24 protein-coding genes are annotated in these 22,783 nt (G+C 37.3%); 8 read left to right on the plus strand and 16 right to left on the minus strand.

The genetic code is table 11. The features are described from left to right. Nucleotides 1–15: 15 nt before the first annotated feature. The 8 genes from LEUM_RS06190 to LEUM_RS06225 form a co-directional block, all read right to left on the minus strand. Nucleotides 16–957 carry a replication initiator protein A gene (locus tag LEUM_RS06190; protein ID WP_011679988.1) on the minus strand — a complete coding sequence of 314 codons (942 nt, stop codon included), beginning with the start codon at nt 955–957 and terminating at the stop codon, nt 16–18. A gap of 11 nt (nt 958–968) precedes the next feature. After that, the gene (locus LEUM_RS06195) at nt 969–1,181 is read right to left on the minus strand and encodes a helix-turn-helix domain-containing protein (protein WP_010279008.1); all 213 of its coding nucleotides are present in this window, start codon (nt 1,179–1,181) and stop codon (nt 969–971) included. Nucleotides 1,182–1,422: 241 nt separating this feature from the next. Then, entirely contained in the window at nt 1,423–1,716 is a 294-nt protein-coding gene (locus LEUM_RS06200) for a hypothetical protein (RefSeq protein WP_010279016.1), read from the minus strand. Between the two features lie 21 nt (nt 1,717–1,737). Beyond that, complete coding sequence (locus LEUM_RS06205; protein WP_011679989.1) at nt 1,738–2,580, minus strand: PTS system mannose/fructose/sorbose family transporter subunit IID; 843 nt, start codon at nt 2,578–2,580, stop codon at nt 1,738–1,740. Between the two features lies 1 nt (nt 2,581). Further along, a complete protein-coding gene (locus LEUM_RS06210) occupies nt 2,582–3,445 on the minus strand; it encodes a PTS mannose/fructose/sorbose/N-acetylgalactosamine transporter subunit IIC (protein ID WP_011679990.1) in 864 nt (287 codons plus the stop codon). 25 nt (nt 3,446–3,470) lie between these two features. Further along, nucleotides 3,471–3,965 carry a PTS sugar transporter subunit IIB gene (locus LEUM_RS06215; RefSeq protein ID WP_011679991.1) on the minus strand — a complete coding sequence of 165 codons (495 nt, stop codon included), beginning with the start codon at nt 3,963–3,965 and terminating at the stop codon, nt 3,471–3,473. Nucleotides 3,966–3,980: 15 nt separating this feature from the next. Continuing rightward, entirely contained in the window at nt 3,981–4,412 is a 432-nt protein-coding gene (locus LEUM_RS06220; RefSeq protein ID WP_011679992.1) for a PTS sugar transporter subunit IIA, read from the minus strand. Between the two features lie 182 nt (nt 4,413–4,594). After that, the gene (locus tag LEUM_RS06225) at nt 4,595–5,170 is read right to left on the minus strand and encodes a TetR/AcrR family transcriptional regulator (RefSeq protein WP_011679993.1); all 576 of its coding nucleotides are present in this window, start codon (nt 5,168–5,170) and stop codon (nt 4,595–4,597) included. Between the two features lie 142 nt (nt 5,171–5,312). Here LEUM_RS06225 and LEUM_RS06230 point away from each other — a divergent pair, with 142 nt between their 5' ends. Together LEUM_RS06230 and LEUM_RS10710 are read left to right on the plus strand one after the other, a co-directional pair. Further along, nucleotides 5,313–6,449: an alpha/beta fold hydrolase gene (locus LEUM_RS06230; protein ID WP_011679994.1), complete on the plus strand. Its 1,137-nt coding sequence runs from the start codon at nt 5,313–5,315 to the stop codon at nt 6,447–6,449. 102 nt (nt 6,450–6,551) lie between these two features. Beyond that, nucleotides 6,552–6,695, plus strand: a complete 144-nt coding sequence (locus LEUM_RS10710) for a hypothetical protein (RefSeq protein ID WP_011679995.1) — start codon at nt 6,552–6,554, stop codon at nt 6,693–6,695. Between the two features lie 40 nt (nt 6,696–6,735). On the opposite strand, the gene dprA is transcribed toward LEUM_RS10710, so the two are convergent. Together dprA and LEUM_RS06240 are read right to left on the minus strand one after the other, a co-directional pair. After that, entirely contained in the window at nt 6,736–7,602 is an 867-nt protein-coding gene (gene dprA / locus LEUM_RS06235) for a DNA-processing protein DprA (RefSeq protein ID WP_011679996.1), read from the minus strand. A 54-nt stretch (nt 7,603–7,656) separates the two neighbouring features. Then, complete coding sequence (locus tag LEUM_RS06240; RefSeq protein ID WP_011679997.1) at nt 7,657–9,534, minus strand: ABC-F family ATP-binding cassette domain-containing protein; 1,878 nt, start codon at nt 9,532–9,534, stop codon at nt 7,657–7,659. Between the two features lie 93 nt (nt 9,535–9,627). Between LEUM_RS06240 and LEUM_RS06245 the strand changes: the two genes are divergently transcribed. Continuing rightward, complete coding sequence (locus tag LEUM_RS06245; RefSeq protein WP_011679998.1) at nt 9,628–10,566, plus strand: dihydroorotate oxidase; 939 nt, start codon at nt 9,628–9,630, stop codon at nt 10,564–10,566. Nucleotides 10,567–10,594: 28 nt separating this feature from the next. Here the strand turns inward: LEUM_RS06245 and LEUM_RS06250 are convergent, their stop codons facing one another. After that, complete coding sequence (locus LEUM_RS06250; protein WP_011679999.1) at nt 10,595–11,851, minus strand: acetate/propionate family kinase; 1,257 nt, start codon at nt 11,849–11,851, stop codon at nt 10,595–10,597. 156 nt (nt 11,852–12,007) lie between these two features. Between LEUM_RS06250 and LEUM_RS06255 the strand changes: the two genes are divergently transcribed. Continuing rightward, entirely contained in the window at nt 12,008–12,871 is an 864-nt protein-coding gene (locus LEUM_RS06255; RefSeq protein ID WP_011680000.1) for an N-acetylmuramoyl-L-alanine amidase family protein, read from the plus strand. After that, nucleotides 12,871–13,170: a hypothetical protein gene (locus LEUM_RS06260; protein WP_011680001.1), complete on the plus strand. Its 300-nt coding sequence runs from the start codon at nt 12,871–12,873 to the stop codon at nt 13,168–13,170. Before LEUM_RS06255 ends, LEUM_RS06260 begins: the two co-directional genes overlap by 1 nt. A 59-nt stretch (nt 13,171–13,229) precedes the next feature. Here the strand turns inward: LEUM_RS06260 and LEUM_RS06265 are convergent, their stop codons facing one another. From LEUM_RS06265 to LEUM_RS06280, 4 genes are all read right to left on the minus strand, one after another. Continuing rightward, nucleotides 13,230–15,422 (minus strand): Tex family protein, encoded by a 2,193-nt coding sequence (locus LEUM_RS06265; protein WP_011680002.1) that lies wholly within the window; start codon nt 15,420–15,422, stop codon nt 13,230–13,232. A gap of 122 nt (nt 15,423–15,544) precedes the next feature. Further along, on the minus strand, nt 15,545–15,976 hold the full coding sequence (locus tag LEUM_RS06270; RefSeq protein ID WP_010290893.1) for a universal stress protein: 432 nt from the start codon (nt 15,974–15,976) through the stop codon (nt 15,545–15,547). Between the two features lie 341 nt (nt 15,977–16,317). Further along, entirely contained in the window at nt 16,318–16,794 is a 477-nt protein-coding gene (locus tag LEUM_RS06275; RefSeq protein ID WP_010287499.1) for an MscL family protein, read from the minus strand. A gap of 160 nt (nt 16,795–16,954) precedes the next feature. Next, a complete protein-coding gene (locus LEUM_RS06280) occupies nt 16,955–19,243 on the minus strand; it encodes a carbohydrate-binding domain-containing protein (RefSeq protein WP_011680003.1) in 2,289 nt (762 codons plus the stop codon). A gap of 431 nt (nt 19,244–19,674) precedes the next feature. Here LEUM_RS06280 and LEUM_RS06285 point away from each other — a divergent pair, with 431 nt between their 5' ends. From LEUM_RS06285 to epsC, 3 genes are read left to right on the plus strand one after another with little or no spacing between them, the layout of a single operon-like run. Beyond that, nucleotides 19,675–20,589, plus strand: a complete 915-nt coding sequence (locus LEUM_RS06285) for a PLP-dependent cysteine synthase family protein (protein WP_011680004.1) — start codon at nt 19,675–19,677, stop codon at nt 20,587–20,589. A 10-nt stretch (nt 20,590–20,599) separates the two neighbouring features. Beyond that, nucleotides 20,600–21,739: a trans-sulfuration enzyme family protein gene (locus tag LEUM_RS06290; RefSeq protein ID WP_011680005.1), complete on the plus strand. Its 1,140-nt coding sequence runs from the start codon at nt 20,600–20,602 to the stop codon at nt 21,737–21,739. Between the two features lie 13 nt (nt 21,740–21,752). Next, complete coding sequence (epsC, locus tag LEUM_RS06295; RefSeq protein ID WP_011680006.1) at nt 21,753–22,247, plus strand: serine O-acetyltransferase EpsC; 495 nt, start codon at nt 21,753–21,755, stop codon at nt 22,245–22,247. A 257-nt stretch (nt 22,248–22,504) separates the two neighbouring features. Here the strand turns inward: epsC and LEUM_RS06300 are convergent, their stop codons facing one another. Next, nucleotides 22,505–22,780, minus strand: a complete 276-nt coding sequence (locus tag LEUM_RS06300; protein ID WP_002814789.1) for an HU family DNA-binding protein — start codon at nt 22,778–22,780, stop codon at nt 22,505–22,507. Nucleotides 22,781–22,783: the final 3 nt, after the last annotated feature.

The raw sequence follows: 22,783 nt of genomic DNA on the forward strand, positions 1-22,783 counted from the left end.
CCTCTCAATTTAAAGTTAGAACCTTGATACTGATTGATTTGTTGTAACAGCGATCTTCAAACGATTTTCAAGTCCCTTAGCAAAATAATTACCGTATTGGTTAATACCAACCAAGTGGTCTCGCATATACTCCAATTGCTTACCACCAATCTTTAACAAAAATAATTTGATACTGTCATCACCTTGCAACTGCTTTTGTAGTGTCAAAACAGAATTATTTTTTTCAAGCTCACTTGTTAAAAATTTATAACCCTGATCAAGTGCAGTAACAACCACTTGTGCTTGCTCAGGTTCATTCAGCAGCAAATCAGGAATTAATGTTTGGACTACTACCCTTAAGGCCGGATTGTTCTGAATTGTGTTCCCGATAACCACCAAAGTTTGTTGAGAATCATTTGAACTCTTAATATTATTTGTTTCATCCTCATCCAAAGAATCTGTTTCAGTATTACTAAACTCAGTCTTACTTAAATCAGTATTATTAGTGTCGTAATTTGCGACTTCTTGAAGTCTCGTTTTACGACTTCTGGTATTCGCATTTTGAGACTTCCGGAAGTCGCATTTTGCGACTACCTTGGTATCACTGATATCCAAGTTGTTTTCTGTGACCTTTCTAACTTCCAAGTTCCCAACATAGATACGATTTGGATTATTAAATCCCTGCCGTTCTTCTTCTAAAAGACCAAATTCATGTAACTCCTTTTTGATGCGAATTACTTTATCTTTCCCAACATTAAGATCTTCGGCTAATTTCTCATTAGGATAATACAGATAAACATCACCTTTAGAATCAATCCATTCGTTTGAAATTGACAAATTAAACCGATTGCGTAAAAGGCTGTAAGTCAATTTAGATTCTGGCTTCATTTTTTTATAATAATCATCTTCAATTAATGCTTTAGAAAACATAATAAACCGCTCGCTGGTAACTACTTGGTTTAATTTAGTTCTTTCCATGTTCTTCCCCCTTACTCTTGACACTCATTAATAATCCTCAACAATTCAATTTCGGAAATATCCAAGACTCTAGCTACTTTAGAAATTTCGTCCCCGTATATTTTGACTGTTCCCCGCTCAATTCTGGATAAACGGCTTCTATCAATTTTCATTAAATCGGCTGCTTCATTTTGTCCCATTCTTTTAGCCAATCTTTTCTGGATCAAAAAATCACCTAATTTCATAATTGCTCTCTCCAATCAAATATGAGTTACTTTTACTACTCTTTTTCTGGTACAATATACTTTCAATAAAAATCATGAAATTATTTGACGCTTATTTTGGTCAAAAAAAAAGCATCCTACTCTAAGAGTAGAAATACTATCATATCAATCATTTAAACGTTATTTTAAAGTAATATTCTATTTCATAATAGAATGTACAACTAAAAAGGTTTCTCTTTCTAAACAGAGAAACCTTTAAAATTTATTTAGGTTTGACTAGTTCATCATATCGTTCAACAATCACACTAACATTTTGTTGTCCTCTATAAATGGCATAACCAATGATAAAAACAATTAAAATATTGATTGTGCCTAAAACTAATCCTGTACCAAATAACCAAACATTTCGATGGACAAAGAAATAAGTAAGAAGAATGCTTAGACCAACAATCATTGAGAAAAAGGATTGCCAATGTTGAAGATTTTTAATCATTTTCTGCTGATAAGAGATTTCACTCTGATATCCCTTGTCCAAATTTTGTATGCTCTTTGCCATAATAAATACCTTCTTTATGCCTTAATAACTTAATCCAGGATTGAAGAATCCAACTAGCACGCCGATCAAAGCAACAACCACCAAAATGAGCATAACCCGAATAGGTGAAATGTTTTTCTTAGCCATTAACCACCAACAAAATACAATAAACAAAGCGGTCAATAATCCTGGATACACCGAGTCTAATTTGTCTTGCAAAACTAAGTACGCTTTTCCAGATGAATTTGTTAATTTAAAGGACGTTTTTACGGTCACCCAAGTGGCAGCGACGCCACCGACAACCATACCGCCGACAGTTGCAATCGCTTTACGAATCGCTTTTCCTTGAGCGCCAACTAAAATTCCTACCGCCTTATCTCCTAATTCATAACCTTTGAAGTAGGCAAAACGCATACCGAAGTATCCAAGTAAGTTCCAAACGATAATATAAAATATTGCACCAAGCGGTGATCCACCGTCGGACATCCCCAAAGCAATTCCAAGAATAACTGGGATCAATGTGCCGACAACTAGTGAGTCCCCAATTCCTGCAATTGGCCCCATTAAACCGGCTCGTAAACCATTGATTGTTGTATCATCAACATTGCCATGATTGGCTCTTGCCTCTTCCAAACTAGCCGTAACACCGACTATAACAGTACCTAACTGTGGCTCTGTATTGAAAAAAGCCGTGTAGGTTTTCATTGCCTTTTCTTGATCTTCCTTGTTGTCATACAATTCTTCCACAATAGGCAACATTGAAGTCAAATAACCAAATGTCTGCATGTGTTCTTGAGAGAACGCTGTAAGATGGCCATAAAACCAGTAATGAAACGACTTGTTTAAAGTCTTACGAGAAATTTTCTTTTTTTCTAAGTTATCCATCTTAAATATCCTCGTCTTCCTCATCATCGTCGGTCACATCAGTATTTGATCCCGGAGACGCAACTTGTCGATTGGTGCTAATTGCCATGTCTAACTTGTATGAAATCATGGCGAAAATTAATGAAACCACTGTCACTGAGACCAAGTTCAAACCTAGAGAAGCAGCAAATGTAAAGCCTACGAAAAACGGAATGAAATCAAGTGGACTATCTACTATTTGCTTCAACAAAATTGCGATACCTACACAGGGGAGTAAGGCACCAACTGTGAACAAGGTTTTCATTGGAATACCATCCATTGGTAATGCTGTCTTCAATGCAGTAACAGCACTAGACCCAAAATGTGTCATGAATAGTGTTGGAATAAATGAGAAGAAAAAGTGTGAGATCCATGGTAGTCCCCAATCCACAACATACAATTTCTTAAATTGCCCTTTTTCAACTGCTCGCCATCCAATGTGTTGCCAAACCAAGTTCATAGTTGCTGTTCCGTAGAACAACACCGTTCCAACAGTTCCGACTAATGTACCCATTGATTTAGCTAAATCAGCAGCATTTCCTGATGTTGCTACTAATCCTTGAGCATGAATAGCAACCATTGCTAATGGTATACCGATGTAAGAGACCGCTCGAAGATCCGCCGAAACAGTGCCTCCAGGGGTAACCAACGCGATATAGACTAACTGCATCGCTACACCAGCAGCAATACCTGTTTTAAGATCTCCCAAAACCAATCCACAGACTAAGCCACCCACTAACGGACGCCCCAGTGTATAATTTCCAATTGTGGATCCTGCCATACCTGGCATGGAAGACAAACTTGCAAAAATACCTAAAATACTTGCTTGCACCCAACTAATTGTCATATTTCTAACCTCTTTTTATGTTAGACTACAGATTAAATTTTCCTCTGAAGGCATCCCAATAGCCAATTGATACATCTGGCAACAATTGAAACTTAACTTGGTACCCTTTCGCTTGAATATCATCAAATGCTCTAGCTTCCTCAGACGTAATAGACTGATTATTTCCTAATTTCACTGCGTCAGGCCGATCATTGGCTGGACCAACAATCACCGTTTTTACATCATCAGGCTTGAACCCAAAATCAACCAAAATTTTTTTCATATCCTGTGGTGTTTTCGTAATTAGAAAATATTGTCGATCAGAATCCAAAACTTGTTGTGCTTTTTCTTTAAAGTGGTCTAGTGTCCAAACAAACGTTTTCTTTTCTGAGGCACTTTTGAATGCATCCTTTAGAATAGGATTTGTGGCTGCTGCATCATTAACTGCTATCAAGCCATCACAAGGATATTCTTTAGCCCAGCGGGTCACGGTCTGTCCGTGAATAATTCTATCATCAATACGTACAAATGAAATACTCATAATTACTTCGTCCTTTCAAATCTCATCATCGTCCTCTGGATCATCATTCATCTCAAATTGTTTCAAAGCAGAGGCTCCTTCACGTAATACACTGCTAATTAGTTCGTCTTTACTGGAACTGTCTTTCAAGATAGCAGCATTGAGTGCCATTGGGAAATTCATCCCACCAAGAACAATTGTACTTTCTAACCTATTTTCTTGATTCAATACGTTTACAACGGTAGTCAGTGGACTACCGCCGATGATGTCCCCTAGAATAAGCAATTCTGAATTTTGTTCAAGTGTTGATAATAAAGATTTGAAACGATTTTCAAAATGATCTGTATCTTCACCTGATTGGAGCCCTATTGCTTTCACAGTTTTAATACCATCACCAACAAACATTCCCAGAGCGTCCTTGAGCCCCTCTGAGAACTGGCCGTGGCTAACCAAAATAAGATAGTTCATTCTTTTCTCCTATCTTTCATAAACGGAATGTTGTTTCATTTGTTACTATGAAACCCTTTGTCAGGTATTATGTAAGCGCTTGCATAACCTAAATCTTATTCTACTCTTACTATCGATAAAATACAATAATAAATAACAATATTATATGAAGTCTCTCATAACTAAAAAACCATAGCTCTTTGCTATGGTTCGTCATGTATTTCCTTTAAAGATGTAGACATCTCAAGTATTTTCTTTCTGATGTTTTCCACAAATAACAGCGTTTCATCATCAATGCCATTTTCAAAGGTCCAGTTAAGCGTGTCAAAGACAATACTAGCGCCAAATTTTGCAATCAATTCGTTATACTTCAAAGATGATTTTTCACTGAGATACCTCAGCCAATGCTGATATAATGTATCCTCAAATTTTTGTTTTAAATTAAATTTCGGTTCATTGATTGTAAATAAAGCTCGAATAATCTGTTTGTTGTTGACTAATTCATTGTAGAAATGTGTAATCGTTTCTTCAAATTGCCCAGAAATCAACCCCTCAATCCTTTTATCCACAATTTTTTCAAATACTGAAAACTGTGTTTCGACAAGCTGATTTAAGAGGTCATATTTATCTAAATAGTGCAGATAAAATGTTGATCGGCTTGTCATAGCTTGCTTACAAATTTCTTCCACAGTTATTGATTTGAAATTTCGTTCATTCAACAAGGTAACAAAGGCCATCTCAATGTTTTTCTTCGTCTTTATTTTTCTAATATCCGCCATACAAAATAATCCTTTTCTGTCCATAACTAGACAGGTCAAATCATATCGTCCATTTATGGACATTACTAACATCAACTGATAATTGTTTGACCTTATTTTATTAATTATAATGAGTTTAACAAATAAAGAAAGAGGTACTAATATGTTTTATGAATATATCAAAAATAATCCACAATGGAATTTGCAAATAAATCGTCAACTTGAAGGAATCAAAGAAAGTTCAAAAGTGAAAGATGATTTAAAAATAATCATACCTAAACTAACAAATGACGCTTCTTGGTACAAAACTTGGTTCTCATTCGGTGAATTACGCGAAAAAGAAGAAGATCATGCTCTCGCTTGCGCTTATTTTGGCCTTGCCCAGTTTTACTTAAACCAAGATGACGAAAATAAGCAGACAGTTGTTCACCGATACTTAAATAATTTTTACCGTGCACATACTGAAATTGATTATGAAAGTTATCAAGTACCCTATCAAAAAACATTTTTGCCTGCCATAAAGGTCAATATAAATCCCACAGCCACTAAAACTTTGATTATCATCAACGGTTTTGATAGTTTTATGGAAGAAATATTAGTTGCGGTCAATTTCTTTAAGGGAACCGATTATAATGTGATTTTATTTGACGGTCCCGGTCAAGGACGAGCCTTAATTGATAATAACATCAAGTTCACACCATATTTTGAAAATCCTGTCAGTGCAATCATTGATTATTTTAATTTAGACGAAGTTGATGCGATGGGTGTTTCATGGGGCGGTTATTTCGTTATTCGTGCTGCTGCCTACGAAAAGCGAATCAAGAACGTTGTTTGCTATGATTTCTTTTATGATGGGTTAAATACTTTTTTGAAAGATTTTTCAAAAGACACACGAAATCATATTCGTCAATTACTACAAAATAACGACGTTGAAAAAACAAATCAATTAATCCCTACTTTGATTCATTCTGATGCCAACTTAAACTTTCTCTTTACAAAAGGCTATGAAAATACTGGTACTGAAACCCCTTACTCACTGCTAAAAGAAATTGAAAGGCATACAGTGAAAGGAATCGGACATTTAGTGAATCAAAATGTATTGTTACTCGCCGGAAAGGATGATCAATATGTACCTTTTAATGACTTGGTACTAGAACAACAAGAATTAACGAACGCAAAATCACTTGAAACTAAAATTTTCACTAAAGAAACTGGTGGTGAACAGCATTGTCAAGCTGGAAGATATGATTTAGCTTTAGTTGCCATTCAAAAATTTTTAGCTGCACACTGTGAGGATTAAAATACACTGGTTTGATCGATACTTTTGATTGTTTTAACCAATTCATGTTTTTTGGAATCTGAACCTATGGTATAATGAGAACTTCAAAAGGAGTTTAAAAACATGGGACGATATCAAATTGACTTTAAACAGAAACAAGCTAATGCTAAGTACAAGTCTAGTCAACAAACGCAAGCTACTAAAGCCGAAAAAGTCGCTGCTATTAAGTCAGCCTTACTTTCACAAGCAAAGAAACAAGATAAGTAATTGTCTTGTTTTTTGTTTGTTCGGCAAAAACCTAATTTGATCAGCTAAAGGTTCGCACACTTTCAATGACTTCCTCTGAACGACTAATTAATTTTGCACCTAATTGTAATAACTCATTAGTTCCCTGAGAATTTTCAGAGAAAATAGACCCAGGTACAGACAACACTTCTCTGTTATTTTGTAGCGCATAGTTAGCAGTTATTAAACTACCAGACTTTATTTTAGCTTCAATAACCAATGTAGCCGATGATAGACCAGCTATGATACGGTTCCTTGCGGGAAAATGAGACTTATGCGGCCCAACATCGTGTGCATATTCACTTAAGACAATGCCATGTTGTGCAACTTGTCGTTGTAATACTTTATTCTTTGCAGGATAAGCAATATTCAATCCTGTACCTATAACTGCTATAGGCACGCCCTGATTGGCGAAGGTAACTTGGTGAGCCATTACATCGATACCTTTAGCCAGCCCTGAAACAATGGCTGTTCCCCTATTTATTACATTTGGCAATAGTGATCGTAAGCATTCTAATCCATAGGGCGTAGCAGTTCTTGTGCCCACTACCGCTAAATTAGGTAATTCCAGTGCGTTTAAGTTACCATCATAAAACAGAATTAATGGCGGGTCAAATATTTCTTTGAGCTGTATCGGATAGCAGTCATCAAAATAAGTAAAATAATTTTCCTGACTTGTTTCTGCCTTCTGACAAGCTGCTACATATGTAGCTTTTATTTTAGCAATATGTTGCGGTAATGGTCTGACTACTGCCAGTAAAGTTTCAATATTCCAAGGATAATTCTCTGGTATCAGATGATTATCAATTACTTCAATGACCCTTTTTTCTCCAGCATGACCAATGCCTGAAGTTAAATGTAAACCTAATAAAAACTGTTTTAAAATCATATTATTTTCCTCTTGAAATAATACGAAGACCAAAAATAAAAAGCTTATGATTTATCACAAGCCTTCCACAATTTCACTCAAATATTCCCAACGATTCATTTTTTCTTCCAAGTCCTCATTTAGCGAATCTAACTCTTTTTGTAAGTCGCCTAGCAAGACATAATTTGTACCATTTTGAGCCATCTCTTCAGGAATTTCGGAGATTCTTTGTTCAATTGAAGCTATATCATCTTCAATTGTTTGCCACTCTTTTTTCTCATTGTATGTTAACTTCTTTTTTTGCGGCTTCTTATCATCAACTACTTTTTCTTCTTTTTGTGCTGGTGCTGATTTTGCTAAGTCCATCGCCAGATAGTCACTGAACAGGCCATCAAAGCGTTTGATAACACCATCCCCTTCAAACATATATAGTTGATTAGCAACTTTATCCAAAAAATAGCGATCATGGGAAACAGTAATCACGGCCCCAGCAAAACCAGACAGGAAATCTTCTAGAACAGTTAATGTTCCAATATCAAGATCATTAGTTGGCTCATCAAGCAAAAGTACATTAGGTTGTTGTAATAGCAGTTTCAATAAGTACAGCCGCCTTTTTTCACCACCAGACAACTGTCGGATTAATGTTCCATGCATAAATGGTGGAAATAGAAATTGCTCTAATAAGTCCGAGACACTAATTTGATTGCCATCTTTGTCCTTTACAGTAGTTGCAACATCTGACAAATAAGCAATCACACGCTTATCATCTGGAATCTCTTCAGTAACCTGTGTATAATAAGCCATCTTTACAGTTTCACCTAATTCAATGATTCCGCTAGTTAATGGCACTCTCCCAGCTATTGCGTTCAAAAAAGTAGACTTTCCCGCGCCATTAGCACCTGTGATACCAATACGATCACCAGAGGAAACTCGTAAATTGAAATTTTCAAAGATTTTTTTATTGTCGAATTGAATAGTCGCATCTTCAATAACAATTACTTTTTTACCTAAACGTTGCTGTCCAAGATTAACAGCCACATCTTCATCGAGCTGCAAGGTGCCCATATTAGCTTCTAACTCAGCAAAAGCATTCTCCCTACCTTTTTGTTTGGTTGTTCGCGCACGAGCGGATTTACGCATCCATGCTAGCTCTTGTTTGTATAGTTGCTGTTGCTTGTGTTCAGCGACCTTTCCCTGCTCAATACGCTGAGACTTTCCACTCATATAATCTTGGTAATTACCTTGGTATTCATACAAATCGCCAAATGATAATTCGAATATTCTTGTTGTGACAGCATCCAAAAAATAACGATCATGAGTAACAACTAAAACTGCCCCCTTATAGGCAGCTAAATACTTTTCTAACCAAGAAATAGAATCAAAATCTAAATGGTTGGTAGGTTCATCCAATATCAATAAATCTGGCTCTTGAATTAAAACTTGGGCTAATCCAACTCTTTTTCGTTGTCCCCCTGAAAGTTCGCTCACTTTTTTATGCAACTCTGGCATATGTAGCTGTGTTAGAATTGTTTTTACCTGAGATTCCGTTGTCCAAGCATCATCTCGGTCCATAGCATCTTGTGCTTTTTCAAAATTTTGGGCAACTTTTTCATCTGTTGGTTGCTCCCCATATTTTCGCAAAGTATATTCATACTGTCGTATCGTCTGGAATACTGGTTGATCACCAGACAAGATTGCATCCATCAATAAGGAGTGGTCATCCAAATAAGGGTCTTGCGCCAGATATCCGATTGTATAGTCATTTTGCTTCGTGATTGTTCCAGCATCAGCTGGCTTTTTTCCAGAAATGGCATTCAGAAGAGAAGTTTTTCCACTACCGTTTACACCAATTAAACCAATTCGATCACCTTCCGTAATCAAAAATGAAATATCATTGAAAAGAACCTTTTCGCCATATGTACTTTTTAAATTGTCTACTCTAAATTGTTTCATAATACTATTATAACCATTATTGGGGGTTTATATCTCAATAAGTTTTAGATATAATAAGATAACCATTTTAAGGTAACAGAAAGGATTATTTTCATGAATTTAACTGCTAACATCGCTGGTTTCAACTTCGACCATATTTTACTCAACGCTGCAGGTGTTGTGTGCCAGACTAGCGACGAATTAGATAGTGTTCTAGCATCTGACTATACGGGCGCAGTTGTTACGAAATCAGCAACTCCAAGCCTTCGCCCGGGTAACGTCTCACCTCGATATCATGAATTGACCAATGGCTTAGGCACGATTAATTCAATGGGCTTACCAAATGAAGGCTTTGACTATTACATGGATTATGTTACCCAAAAACAAACAGACAAGCCGATCTTTTTCTCAGTTGCTGGTTTATCAAAGCAAGAGAACTTAGATATGTTGCACAAGATAGAAGAATCAGAATTCAATGGTCTTGTTGAATTAAATCTATCTTGTCCTAATGTGCCCGGCAAGCCTCAAACAGCTTATGATTCCGAAACAACTGAAGAAATTTTAACTGAAGTATTTTCATTTTTCACCAAGCCTCTTGGCGTTAAGTTACCACCCTACTTTGATATTGTGCATTTTGACAATATTGCAAACATTTTAAATAAATTTCCATTAGCCTTTGTCAATGCTATCAACTCAATTGGTAATGGCCTTGTGATTGATGAAGAAACTGACACAGTTGTGATTAAACCGAAAGGTGGTTTTGGTGGTGTCGGTGGTCCCATTGTCAAAGCAACAGCGCTAGCTAATGTTAGAGCACTACGTCAGCGGTTAAACCCAAGTATTAAAATGGTTGGAACTGGTGGTGTTACTTCTGGACGTGATGTTTATGAACACGTTTTGTGTGGCGCTGACTTAGTTGAAGTTGGTTCACAATTAGCAATCGAAGGAACATCTGTTTTTGAACGTTTGGAAAAAGAGTTAGCAGCTATTTTAACAGAAAAAGGCTATAATTCTCTTGATGAAGTCCGTGGGCAGTTGAAAATAATTGAGTAAATAAAAAAAGTTGGCTTACGCCAACTTTTTATTTTGTGTTTTGTAATGTTACCACATCACGTGCAATCATTAATTCCTCATTTGTCGGAATCAATAACCCAGTTACTTTAGAACCGGATGTTGTTATAATTGTTTCTTTACCACGAACATTGTTTGCTTCTTCATCTAGATCAACGCCCGCAAATGCCAATGATTTCAATACTTTAGCACGTGTTACTGCATCGTTTTCACCGATACCTGCTGTGAAAATAATAGCATCCACACGACCTAGTTCAGCAAAATACTGCCCTGCATAACGAATCACACGATCGTAGAACATATCCAATGCCAATTGCGCATGAGTATTGGTTTCCTGAACATTTTCCAAATCACGCATATCACTTGAAATAGTTGAGATGCCTAATAGACCAGATTTTTTATTTAAGACATTAAGCATTTCTTCATTTGAAAGGCCTTCACGTTCTTGAATATAATAAATTAATGATGGATCCACATCCCCAGAACGAGTCGCCATTGTCAAGCCAGCAAGTGGTGTGAATCCCATTGACGTATCGTATGACTTACCATTTTTAATTGCCGTTACTGACGCTCCAGCACCTAAATGAAATGAAATCGCATTAAACTCGTCTAATGGTATTCCTAATTTGTCTGCCGCACGTTCAGTTACATAACGATGTGAAGTTCCGTGCGCACCATATTTACGAGCACCGTAGCGTGCGTAGTATTCATATGGCAAGCTATATAGATAATTCTTTTCAGGCATTGTTTGATGAAATGATGTATCAAACACTGCAACAGAAGTCGCATGTGGCAACAATTTTTGGAATGCTCGAATCCCCATTGCATTAGCTGGGTTGTGCAGTGGGGCGTAATCAGCTAAGCGATCTATCTTAGATAACACGTCATCATCAACAACAACTGAATGATTGAACCACTCACCACCAGCAACAACGCGATGGCCAACACCTGTTATTTCTTGAAAATCTTTAATAATTCCTAAATCTGATAATTTTTTTAACATCAGATCAATTGCTGCATGATGATCTTTAATTGGTAATTCAGCTTCGTATTTCTGATCACCACTTTTTGTTGATGAAATTGTACCATCTTCAGTACCAACCAAACGAACAGGTTCAACATCTGCACCATACTTAACTGTGATGATTGCATCGTCCATACCAATTCGTTCGATTACCCCTTGTGTAATAACTGTTTCCTCGGGCATTTCTAACAATTGAAACTTAAGTGAAGAACTTCCGGCGTTTACTGCCATTATTTTTGACATCTGCGTCTACTCTTTTAATCCTTTTCTTTTCTAAAACTATATTATACAGTAAATTTAAGATAATAACGATAATATATTCCAAATTAAGTAAGCGTTTTCAAAAATAAAAATATGGTAAACTACTATATATAAATAGAAAATGTGCGCAAGGATATTATGGTTAAAAAATGGCTTTTAAGTAATTTGATTGGCATCATCATTACTGTCAGTATATTAATTACAGTAGTAGGATTAATTATTTCACTCGTTTCAAAAGAAGAGATTATTACCCATCCCAACAATGTTCAGTTTCGAAATGGCCCTGGGCGACAATACAAATCATTAGCTTCACTAAAAAGTGGTACACGACTAATTGTGATAGACAAGAAACACGGCTGGTGGCAAGTCCGCCGTTCTGACAATGAAAAAGTCGGCTGGGTGGCCAGTTGGGTGGCAAATTCAACCATCTTAAAAACAGCAAAACCGATTAGTGAAGCCACTATTGTTTTAGACCCTGGTCACGGCGGTTCTGATACTGGCGCCCTATCATCAAACGGCAAGTATAAAGAAAAAACATACACTTTACGTACTGCCAGGCATGTGAGGGCAGCCTTAAAACCTACTGGTGCTCGTGTCATCATGACAAGAGATAGTGATAAAATTGTGCCACTTTTGAAAATAGCCATTCCTGGCGAAAAAAATAAAGCCGATGCACAGATATCCTTTCACTTTGACTCTTCAGCAGAGGGTACCAAAGCAACCGGTATTTCACAATATTATTATCACAAAAATTCTAAAACGCTAGCAGAAGTAGTTAGTTCCTCGTTAAATAATATGCCTTTGAATAATCGAGGTGTTGATACAGCTGCTTATATAGCAATAAAAAATACTAGTCAACCTGCAATCTTACTTGAAAATGGCTTCATCAATAACAATGCTGACTTGAAATATATTCGTAAAAGCAGTTATCAAAAGAAAATTGCCAAAAACTTAACTACGGCCCTAACGACTTACTTTAAACAAAACACGGAGATGAAATAATGTCACTATTTAAAAAAGCAAAATCACAAATTGAAGAGAATGCAGCTAATCAAGCCACAGAAACAGTTGAAAATCGTCTAGATGGTATGATTGTCCAACCGTTTGCTTATAAAAAACTACTTATTATCTACCGTATCGAACAATATCCTAGTACTAGTAATCACATTGAAAACAAAATATTATCATTTGATCGCAAAGAACCATTGTCCGAAGCTCGTTATAACGAAATTATTACTCGCTTGAAAAACGATGAAAGTGATCGTATCGCCATTGTTAATATCTTACCTCTAGTTGATTAATGAAAATTAAAAACCTTACCCGCTAAGCGGTAAGGTTTTTTTATTACAACCAACGTCTGTTATTGCGGCGCCAACATGGTTAATCCAATGCGATTTCTTTTTTCATCAACATCAACAATCCAGACCTCAACAATATCACCAACAGATACAATTTCAGATGGATGTTTAATACGACGTGTACTTATTCTAGAAATATGCACAAGTCCATCGTGTTTGACGCCCAGATCCACAAATGCACCAAAATCCACAACATTGCGAACGGTACCTTGTAGTTTCATACCTGCTTTCAAATCTTCAATGTGCATAACATCAGATTTTAGCAATGCCCCTACCATTTCTGAACGACCATCTCGTCCCGGCTTTTGTAAGCTCATAATCATATCATGCAACGTTTGTATACCAACATCTAATTGTTCCGCTGTGTGCTCATTATCTAATCGGTTCAATACCGTATTAGCTTCATCTGTCGCTAAGTTTACTGGGTTTATGTTTGCTAATGACAATAACTTTTTAGCAGCGGTATAACTTTCTGGATGAATATCCGTGTTATCTAATATATTCTTACCATCCTCAATACGTAAAAATCCAGCAGCCTGTTCATACGCTTTAGGTCCTAAACGTGGTACTTTCTTGATTTGTGTACGTGATGTAAATTCACCAAAGTCGTTTCGATAATTAACGATATTTTGAGCCAAATTCTTATTTAGGCCGGCAATGTGAGCTAATAACGCAGGTGAGGCTGTATTTAAATTAACCCCAACTTGGTTAACTGCTGTTTCAACAACGTTGTCTACTTGTTCATCTAGTGTTTTTGCATTCAAATCATGCTGATATTGACCAACACCAACGGACTTTGGATCAATCTTGATTAATTCAGCTAACGGGTCCTGAATCCTGCGCCCAATAGAAATCGCACTGCGCTCTTCCACGTGTAAATCAGGAAATTCTTCCCGCGCCTGCTCGGAAGCAGAATAGACTGAAGCGCCCGCTTCGTTGACAATGGTATACTTTACACCGGCTGGCAAATTTTCCGCAACAAACTCTTCAGATTCACGAGACGCTGTGCCATTCCCAATTGCTACCAGCTCTACCTTGTAATCTGATACCAATTGTTTGAAAGTGTTAATTGCTTCGGACCGTTTCTGCACATTAGCTGGTTTATGCGGATAGATAACCTGCTTAGCTAAAAACTTGCCATTGCTGTCAATAATTGCTAATTTTGATCCTGTACGAAATCCTGGATCAAAACCCATCACAATTTTATTCTTCAGCGGTGCTTGCATCAAAAGATGATAAAGATTGTCACCAAATACCTTAATGGCTTGCTCTTGTGCTTGGGTTGTCAATTCTTGTCTAATTTCTCTTTCGACTGCTGGACGAATAAAACGTTTATAAGCATCTTCAATGGCACGTTGTAATATCTCATATCCTTGGCCTGTCGGATTTTGCCCGTTCAACTCTTTCGTTTGAATAAAGTGCATCATACGCGCCTCAGAAAAATCAATTTTCACTGATAATATGCCCTCTTTTTCACCTCTGTTCACTGCTAAAATACGAAATTTATTGTTGAGAAGTGATTTAATTGTTTCAGTAAAATCGTAATATTGCTCGTAAACTTTTTGCTCATCTTTTCCAGCCATACCACGCTTTAAGCTAGAAACCAACAACCCATCTACAGCCATTCTCAAGCGTAGCCATTGACGATAATTAGCATTTTCACCGATTTGTTCAGCCAAAATTTCATGCACTCCTGCACGCACATCGACCATAGTTGGTAAAGCTTCATTAACGTAATTTCGAAAATCATCATCAATATTACTATTAATATGCGTCATTAACCAGTCGGCAAGTGGTTGCAGACCATTTTCTCGTGCAACCATCGCTCTGGTCCGACGTTTTTGTTTATATGGTAAATATATATCTTCTAGTTCCTGAAGCGTCTGAACGTCTTGAATACTCTTTTGCAAAGCATCAGTCAATTTGCGTTGTTCAAAAATGGCTTTCAAAACTGTATTTTTTCGTTCTACTAACTCTTTTGACCTTTTTGCAATAGATTGGATATCACGAATCTGTACTTCATCCAGTTCACCCGTCATTTCTTTTCGATATCTGGCGATGAAAGGGACAGTTGATCCTTCGTTAAGCAAGGTTAGTGTAGCATTAATTTGCTTTTTAGTTATATTCGTTACTTTAGCCGCAACACTTTGCGCAATAACGTCTTGCGTTGGCTCATGTTGTATTAATTCTGTCATGTTTAGTGTGTTTCCTCCACAAAAACTATTATACTAGATTACTGCTGGAATATATTTAGAATAATAATCATGACTGCACAAAAAAACACTACCAAAAAGTAGCGTAATCATCTTTATCAAATCTATTGTACTAGCAATACACTGGTTTCAGCATGCTCTGAAACATATCGAGCCGTTGAACCCATGAATACACGCATGACAATATTAGTACCGGTTTTTCCCATTACGATTAAATCAGGACTGAGTTGTTCTGGGACCTGATCAGCCAAAACAAAACGAGCATCACCTTGTAGGACATGTGTATCAACTGCAATTTCAGCGTCTTTGACAACAGCTGCTGCCTCATCAAGTTTTGCTGATGCTGTATTAGTCATTCTCTGCACCAAAGAATCATAAAAAGATTGGTCAGAGTCGTAATAAGTGATGGTTGGATACTGAATTACATTAACGATATCTATTTTAGCATCAAACTTCTTTGCCAATTCAACGCTAAAATCGACTGCTCTTTGAGCTGCTTCGCTACCGTCTATCGCAACAACAATTCTACTAATCATAAGTGCTTCCTCTCTGATATAATCATGCATGCTACGCTACTCAAATAAATTATCTGTTAGCATACCATCGTTTTGAGTAACAAAAAACAACTTGCTTTTTGACGAAAACTGCCCTATATTCTCACTTTGGGGAACATAAACATCATCTTGCTTAAACTAGTCATTTAACATCATGCACGTGGCAATACTTGTAAACTAATAGCATAAACTACGAACAAGTTGTTTTGGGGTCAGCTAACCGTCTTTAGAAACTCACCTAACCTATAACTTCAGTATAACCCTTATTGATTTCTTTTGCAAACGCTTACAGGCAGGCCAAAAAGCCCTCTTCTTGACATGAATCAATCCTTTTTCTCCTCAGTTTGATTCAATAATTTTTCTTGCAGATTAACTGATTTCTTGAGCAGCTCATTGGTTTCATGCTGTATCTTAATTAACTTTTTCGTTTCTTCAAGTTGTGCGTTATAACCCAAAGTCTCTGAGGCCTCTTTGATTAAAAATTTATTGACCAATTTAACAAAGAAAAAGACACATGCAGCAATAGTACATAACGTTAGAAAGTTTTCAAAAACACTACGTAATGGGTCTAAGACTAAGTTGATTTTGGCCGAGTGGTTTTTTGAAAATAGTAGTAAAGACAAATAATAAAACAAATTAGAAGCAAAACTAATCACACTTTTGATTAAATCAGTCAAACTACCACCGACAATGACACCTATAGATAATTGAATAATAGCTGGAGAAGTTATAAACTTTCTAAATTCATTAACTTGTTCGGTAGCAATATTATCAGTTATTGGTAGTTTTATTTTTTGCATATTTTTCATCCCTTTTAGTCTGCCATTAGTATGATGACAAAATAATGTTTAATAATTACCTGTTTATTATTCCATGTTGCACTAAATTTTTCAACCAACCGTTCTAATCAAAAAACCGTTTATAATAAACGGTTTTTCTAACGATTCATGAAAATAATAATTATTTAGTCTCTTTTGATGTTCTATACTTAGTTCTTAATCCTGCTAACAAACCAACTTGTACCAGTATCGCAATTAAACTAGATAGCACACTAGCGTTACTAGTCCCTGTTTTTGGTAAGGATGAGGATGATGAAGTAGTAACTTTTGTACTCTCGGCTTTGTCATCATTTTCGTTTGTTATTGATGTTTCATTAGTAGCAGTCGTCACTGATGAAACATTTTCTGCAGGGTCATTACTTGTTTGAAGCGTTTGTTCAGCATCGTTGCTTTCTAAATCAGCCGTAACTGTTACAGTGCTGTCCGGTGACTCAACTGTATTGGATGAGTTTGTGTCCGTTTCGCCAACAGCGTCTTCTGCAACTACTGTTGAACCATCTTCTGTTTTGGGCGCTGACGATGTGGCCGAATCATTATCTGCTGGCGCACTGTTATTAGTTGATTCTTGGGCATTATTTTCAGAAGTACTTGGGATACTCTCTCCTGATGGTGCTGACGGTGCACTATCCGGCTTATTTGCAGGTGCTTCTCCACCAGGAAAACTACCACTACCTGGAAAAGTTCCTTGACCAAATTGTCCATCTGGTGGTGTCCCCATGTTGCCCATACCACCTTCAGCGGTCATACCTGAGCCACCACCTTGACCAGCAATGATATCCGTTGAGGTACCGTTAACGCTTACTTGATACGTTTCACCGGATACAATGCCCTCCGTTGATATATTTAGATACGTTGTCGCGTCAGGAATAGTTGTGGAGAAAAGTTCCTGCCCATCTTTTGAAATAACAATTGTTGATCCAGCTGTTACGGATCCAATAGCTACATAGCTTTGAGTTGATTCCGTATCTGGCGTCCCTTCTGTTCCGGTACCACCCCAAATAATTGTTCCACCTGTAAATGTAATTGTCCCATCGGCATCAAGCGCACCATTATCAGGCGTTGAATTAATTAAATCTATGATTGTACCGCCACTAATATTGATGTCACCGTTGGAATCTAGCCCATCACCATTTCCTCGAATGGTTAAGATGCCACCGTTAATATTAATTGCTTGTGTGTCAGTAGATCCTGCATCGTATTTAGTTTGATCTAACTGAGCATTGATAATATCGTCACTTGAATTCAGGTTAATCGTTCCACCGTTAATTGTTACGATTTCCCCTTCCAAAGCTTCATATGACTTAGTAATATTTAACGTACCAGAATTAATAGTTAAGGTGCCATCAGAGGATATACCATTCATAGTTGAACTAATATTTAAGGTACCATCACCATCAATTGTTAAGTCACCATTAGCATATATGGCGCCATTCGGATTTGTTGTATCTAATGACTCTTCATCTTCAACGACTACAGAAGTTGTGATATTGTTTGTACCCACTACTTCAATCGACAAACTACCAAATTGCTTACCATTAAGCACAGCACCAATTTGGTTGGCTAAATCAACATTGTTAAATACTAACTTTACTGCCGCAGTTACTGGTGCGTTAACAATTATTTGCGCATCAGTCGCTGTACCCTCAATATTGTAAGTTCCAGCTTCGCTAATTGTGACTGTGTTTCCATCACTAGTTGCACCATCTCCTGTAATTGTCGCTGAGGATGAATTAAATGTTATATTACTCGTGTTTCCCGTAGATGCATTTAACGTATTACTTGTTGTGTCAGTCACACTACTTGTTATATCACCTGTGCTATCAGCTGTTGATGTATCTGTCGCACTGCTTGTTGTGTCGCCTGTGCTATCAGCTGTTGATGTATCTGTCGCACTGCTTGTTGTGTCGCTTGTACTATCAGCCGTTGTTGATTCGTCTGTCATACTGCTTGTTGTATCACTTGTGCTATCAGCCGTTGTTGATTCGTCTGTCATACTGCTTGTTGTATCACTTGTGCTATCAGCCGTTGTTGATTCGTCTGTCGCACTGCTTGTTGTATCACTTGTGCTATCAGCCGCTGTTGATTCGTCTGTCGCACTGCTTGTTGTGTCACTTGTACTATCAGCCGTCGTTGATGCATCCGTAGCACCGCTTGTTGTGTCGCTTGCACTATCTGTTGTTGATGATTCGTCTGTCGCACTGCTTGTTGTGTCGCTTGCACTATCTGTTGTTGATGCTGTGTCTGTCGTATAAACAGCGTCTGTCGATGTGGTATCCGCACTAGCAGTGATCTGACCAAGACCACCAATAACTAAGGCAGATAAACCAGCAAATAGCCAAACCTTACCAGCCTTATACATTTTATAGCGTTTTGAAATAACAGCATGTGCAACCTGAGACTTTTTATTCATTTTTTCCTCACTTATTCAGTAGTGTTTTACCAGCAGAGATTAAATTACTCATTGAAAGTCACATCATTGTGACAACCCTTAATTGGCATACGTTTATCATATAGACTGGAAATTAAAAGAAGATTAATTTAAAATTCTATCAATATTAAAATCACTTCCAACATTGTTTGACAAAATATTTTATCTATAGTATATTTAACTCAATTCATAACTAGGAGTTCATTATGGTGTTACCTTTTGCTACATTTAATTCAACATGCTGCAGTACAACGCGTTTTCGATGTTGTACTGTTTATTGAGCATGAATTTTTTGGGTATATCATAACTTAAAATTTTCTACTTACACAGTTAAACTATCAAAACGCGAGAATTCAATTGAATTTTCGCGTTTTTTGTTTGTTTTTTACTAAGAAAATATACAAGGATACATTATGCTAATCAAAAACATACATCAATTAATTGGCCAAACACCGTTAATTGAACTGCAAATACCTGTTCCAAACCAAAGTCGCATTTTTGCAAAACTGGAGATGTTCAATCCTGGTGGTAGCATTAAAGACCGTTTAGGACAATTCTTAATATCAGATGCTTGGCAGCGAAATCTAATTAATCAAAATTCAACGATTATTGAACCGACTGCCGGAAATACTGGTATTGGCTTGGCATTAGCTGCGCAACAATATAAATTACCAACCATTCTTGTTGTACCTGAGAAATTCAGCGCTGAAAAACAGCAACTCATGAAAGCATTGGGCGCAACAATCATCAACACACCTTCTAACGAAGGTATTAAAGGTGCCATTTCCAAAGCAAAATCGATAGCAGCGGAAATTGAAAACAGCTACTTGCCAATGCAATTTGCTAATCCTGCTAATCCTGAAACATATTACAAAACGCTAGCACCAGAAATCGTTACAGATTTGAAAAACGAAAAGATTGATGCTTTTGTTGCTGGTGCTGGTAGTGGTGGAACTTTTGCTGGAATTGCCAAATATCTGAGTGAATATGATGCAACTATAAAAAATATTGTTGTAGAACCCGAAGGATCTATTTTAAATGGTGGCCCAGCACATGCTCACCGTACAGAAGGTATTGGTGTTGAATTTGTACCACCATTCTTCGAATCAATTCACATTGACAAAACATTAACTATTAGCGATGACAATGCCTTTCAGCAAGTTCGATATGCTGCCGAGAACCTAGGACTTTTTATCGGTAGTTCAAGTGGCGCGGCCTTGGCTGCTAGCCTACAGATGGCAGAAACTTTGCCGCCACAAAGTAATATTGTCACGATATTCCCAGACAGCAGCGAACGTTACATGAGCACAAACATTTATGGAAACTGAGGAAAGAAAAATGAAATTTGATACACAACTTATTCATGGTGGCATTAGTGTTGACCAATCAACTGGCGCCGTATCTGTCCCTATTCATATGGCTTCAACCTTTAAGCAAACTAAAATTGGCGAGGCAAAATATGAATATTCAAGATCTGGCAACCCAACCCGTGAAGCCGTAGAAAGCTTAATTGCAGACTTAGAAAATGGTACTGCTGGCTTTGCTTTTGCATCAGGATCTGCGGCGATAAGTACTATTTTTTCACTATTTTCATCTGGGGATCACATTATTGTTGGAAACGATGTTTATGGTGGTACATTTAGGCTAATTGACAATGTCCTAAAAAGAACAGGTCAGACATTTACAATTGTCGATACCCGTGATTTATCTGCTATTCAGGAAGCTATTCAAGATAATACTGTCGCCATTTACCTTGAAACACCAACTAATCCTCTATTACGCATTAGTGATATCAAGGCAATTTCCGAACTTGCTCATCGTCATAATTTATTAAGTATTGTTGACAACACATTTGCTTCTCCTTATGTACAAAAGCCAATTGACCTAGGTGTGGACATTGTTGTTCACAGCGCTTCAAAGTACTTAGGTGGTCATAGCGACCTCATTGCCGGCTTAGTTGTTACTAAAGGTGAGAAACTTAGTGAGAAAATTAAGTTCTTACAAAATGCGATTGGTGCAATCTTGGCCCCTCAGGAAAGTTGGCTCCTACAACGAGGTATGAAAACGCTTGGATTAAGAATGCGTGCTCACCAGTCAAATGCGCAAACAATATTTGATTACCTTAAAACACAAGATAAAGTTGGTAAAATATATTTCCCTGGTGATCCTGATAATCCTGACCATGCTTTAGCCAAGCAACAGATGAATGGTTTTGGTGCCATGATTTCATTTGAGCTAAAGGCTGGGCTGGATCCAGAACAATTCATTAGTAACTTAAAAATCGTTACCTTAGCAGAGAGTTTAGGTGCACTTGAAAGCCTAATTGAAATTCCAGCTAAAATGACTCACGGCGCCATTCCTCGTAATATCCGGCTATCTCATGGCATTCAAGACGAACTAATCCGTCTCTCTGTGGGTGTTGAAGATATTGAAGATTTAATTGAGGACCTAGAACAAGGTTTTAATCAATTGAAATAATAGTGGAGAAAAAATGTTTTTTACTGCTAAATCAATTCTAAAGCGCGACCCAGCCGCAAAAAGCCTTATGATGGTGATTTTAACTTACCCTGGGTTACATGCACTGTGGTTTCATCGCGTTGCTCATTGGCTTCATATTCATCACCGTTATTTGCTCGCTGCCATCATTTCTCGTTGGTCAGCCAAACGAACTGATATATTTATTGCCCCCGGTGCACAAATTGGTCGTGGCGTATTTATTGATCACGGTGTAGGTGTTGTTATTGGTGAAACTGCAATTATTGACGATGGTGTAACCATATTACATGGTGTCACTCTGGGTGCTCGTCATGCGGTGACAGAACGTAGACACCCTCATATCGAGAGCTACAGCTTCATTGGTGCTCATGCGCAAATATTGGGCAATATTACTATTGGTGCAAATAGTAAAGTTGGTGCTAATGCTGTGGTTTTAAACGATGTTCCCGCCTATTCTACTGCTGTGGGTAATCCTGCACGCCTAGTCTAGTATTACCCCCTTCTATATAAATATAATGATAAAAAGCGACGAGACGTTAATCTAGTCGCTTTTTATCGAGATCACTTACCTCGGTACCAATGCGTCATTTTTGGATTATATCTAACCACTTACCTAACACGTATTACAAAAATAACCTTTCAATCTCGAATCGGTTATCAATTTTTGATATACCGTGCCAAAAGGAAAAAGAGCAAGCCCATGTTGAGCTTGCTCTTAATTTATCTGGATAATATTAAGGGTATTAATTACTTAACGGCATCCTTCAAAGCTTTACCTGGCTTAAATGCAGGTACCTTTGAGGCAGCAATTTGAATTTCTTCACCAGTTTGTGGGTTACGGCCCTTACGAGCAGCACGATCACGAACTTCAAAGTTACCAAAGCCGATCAATTGAACCTTTTCACCGTTCTTCAATGCTTCTTCGATTGATGCAAAAACTGCGTCAACTGATGCAGTAGCATCCTTCTTTGTCAAACCTGTTGCCTTAGCAACTGAATCTACTAATTCTTGCTTGTTAGCCATTTT

Source organism: Leuconostoc mesenteroides subsp. mesenteroides ATCC 8293, assembly GCF_000014445.1.
GTDB lineage: Bacteria > Bacillota > Bacilli > Lactobacillales > Lactobacillaceae > Leuconostoc > Leuconostoc mesenteroides.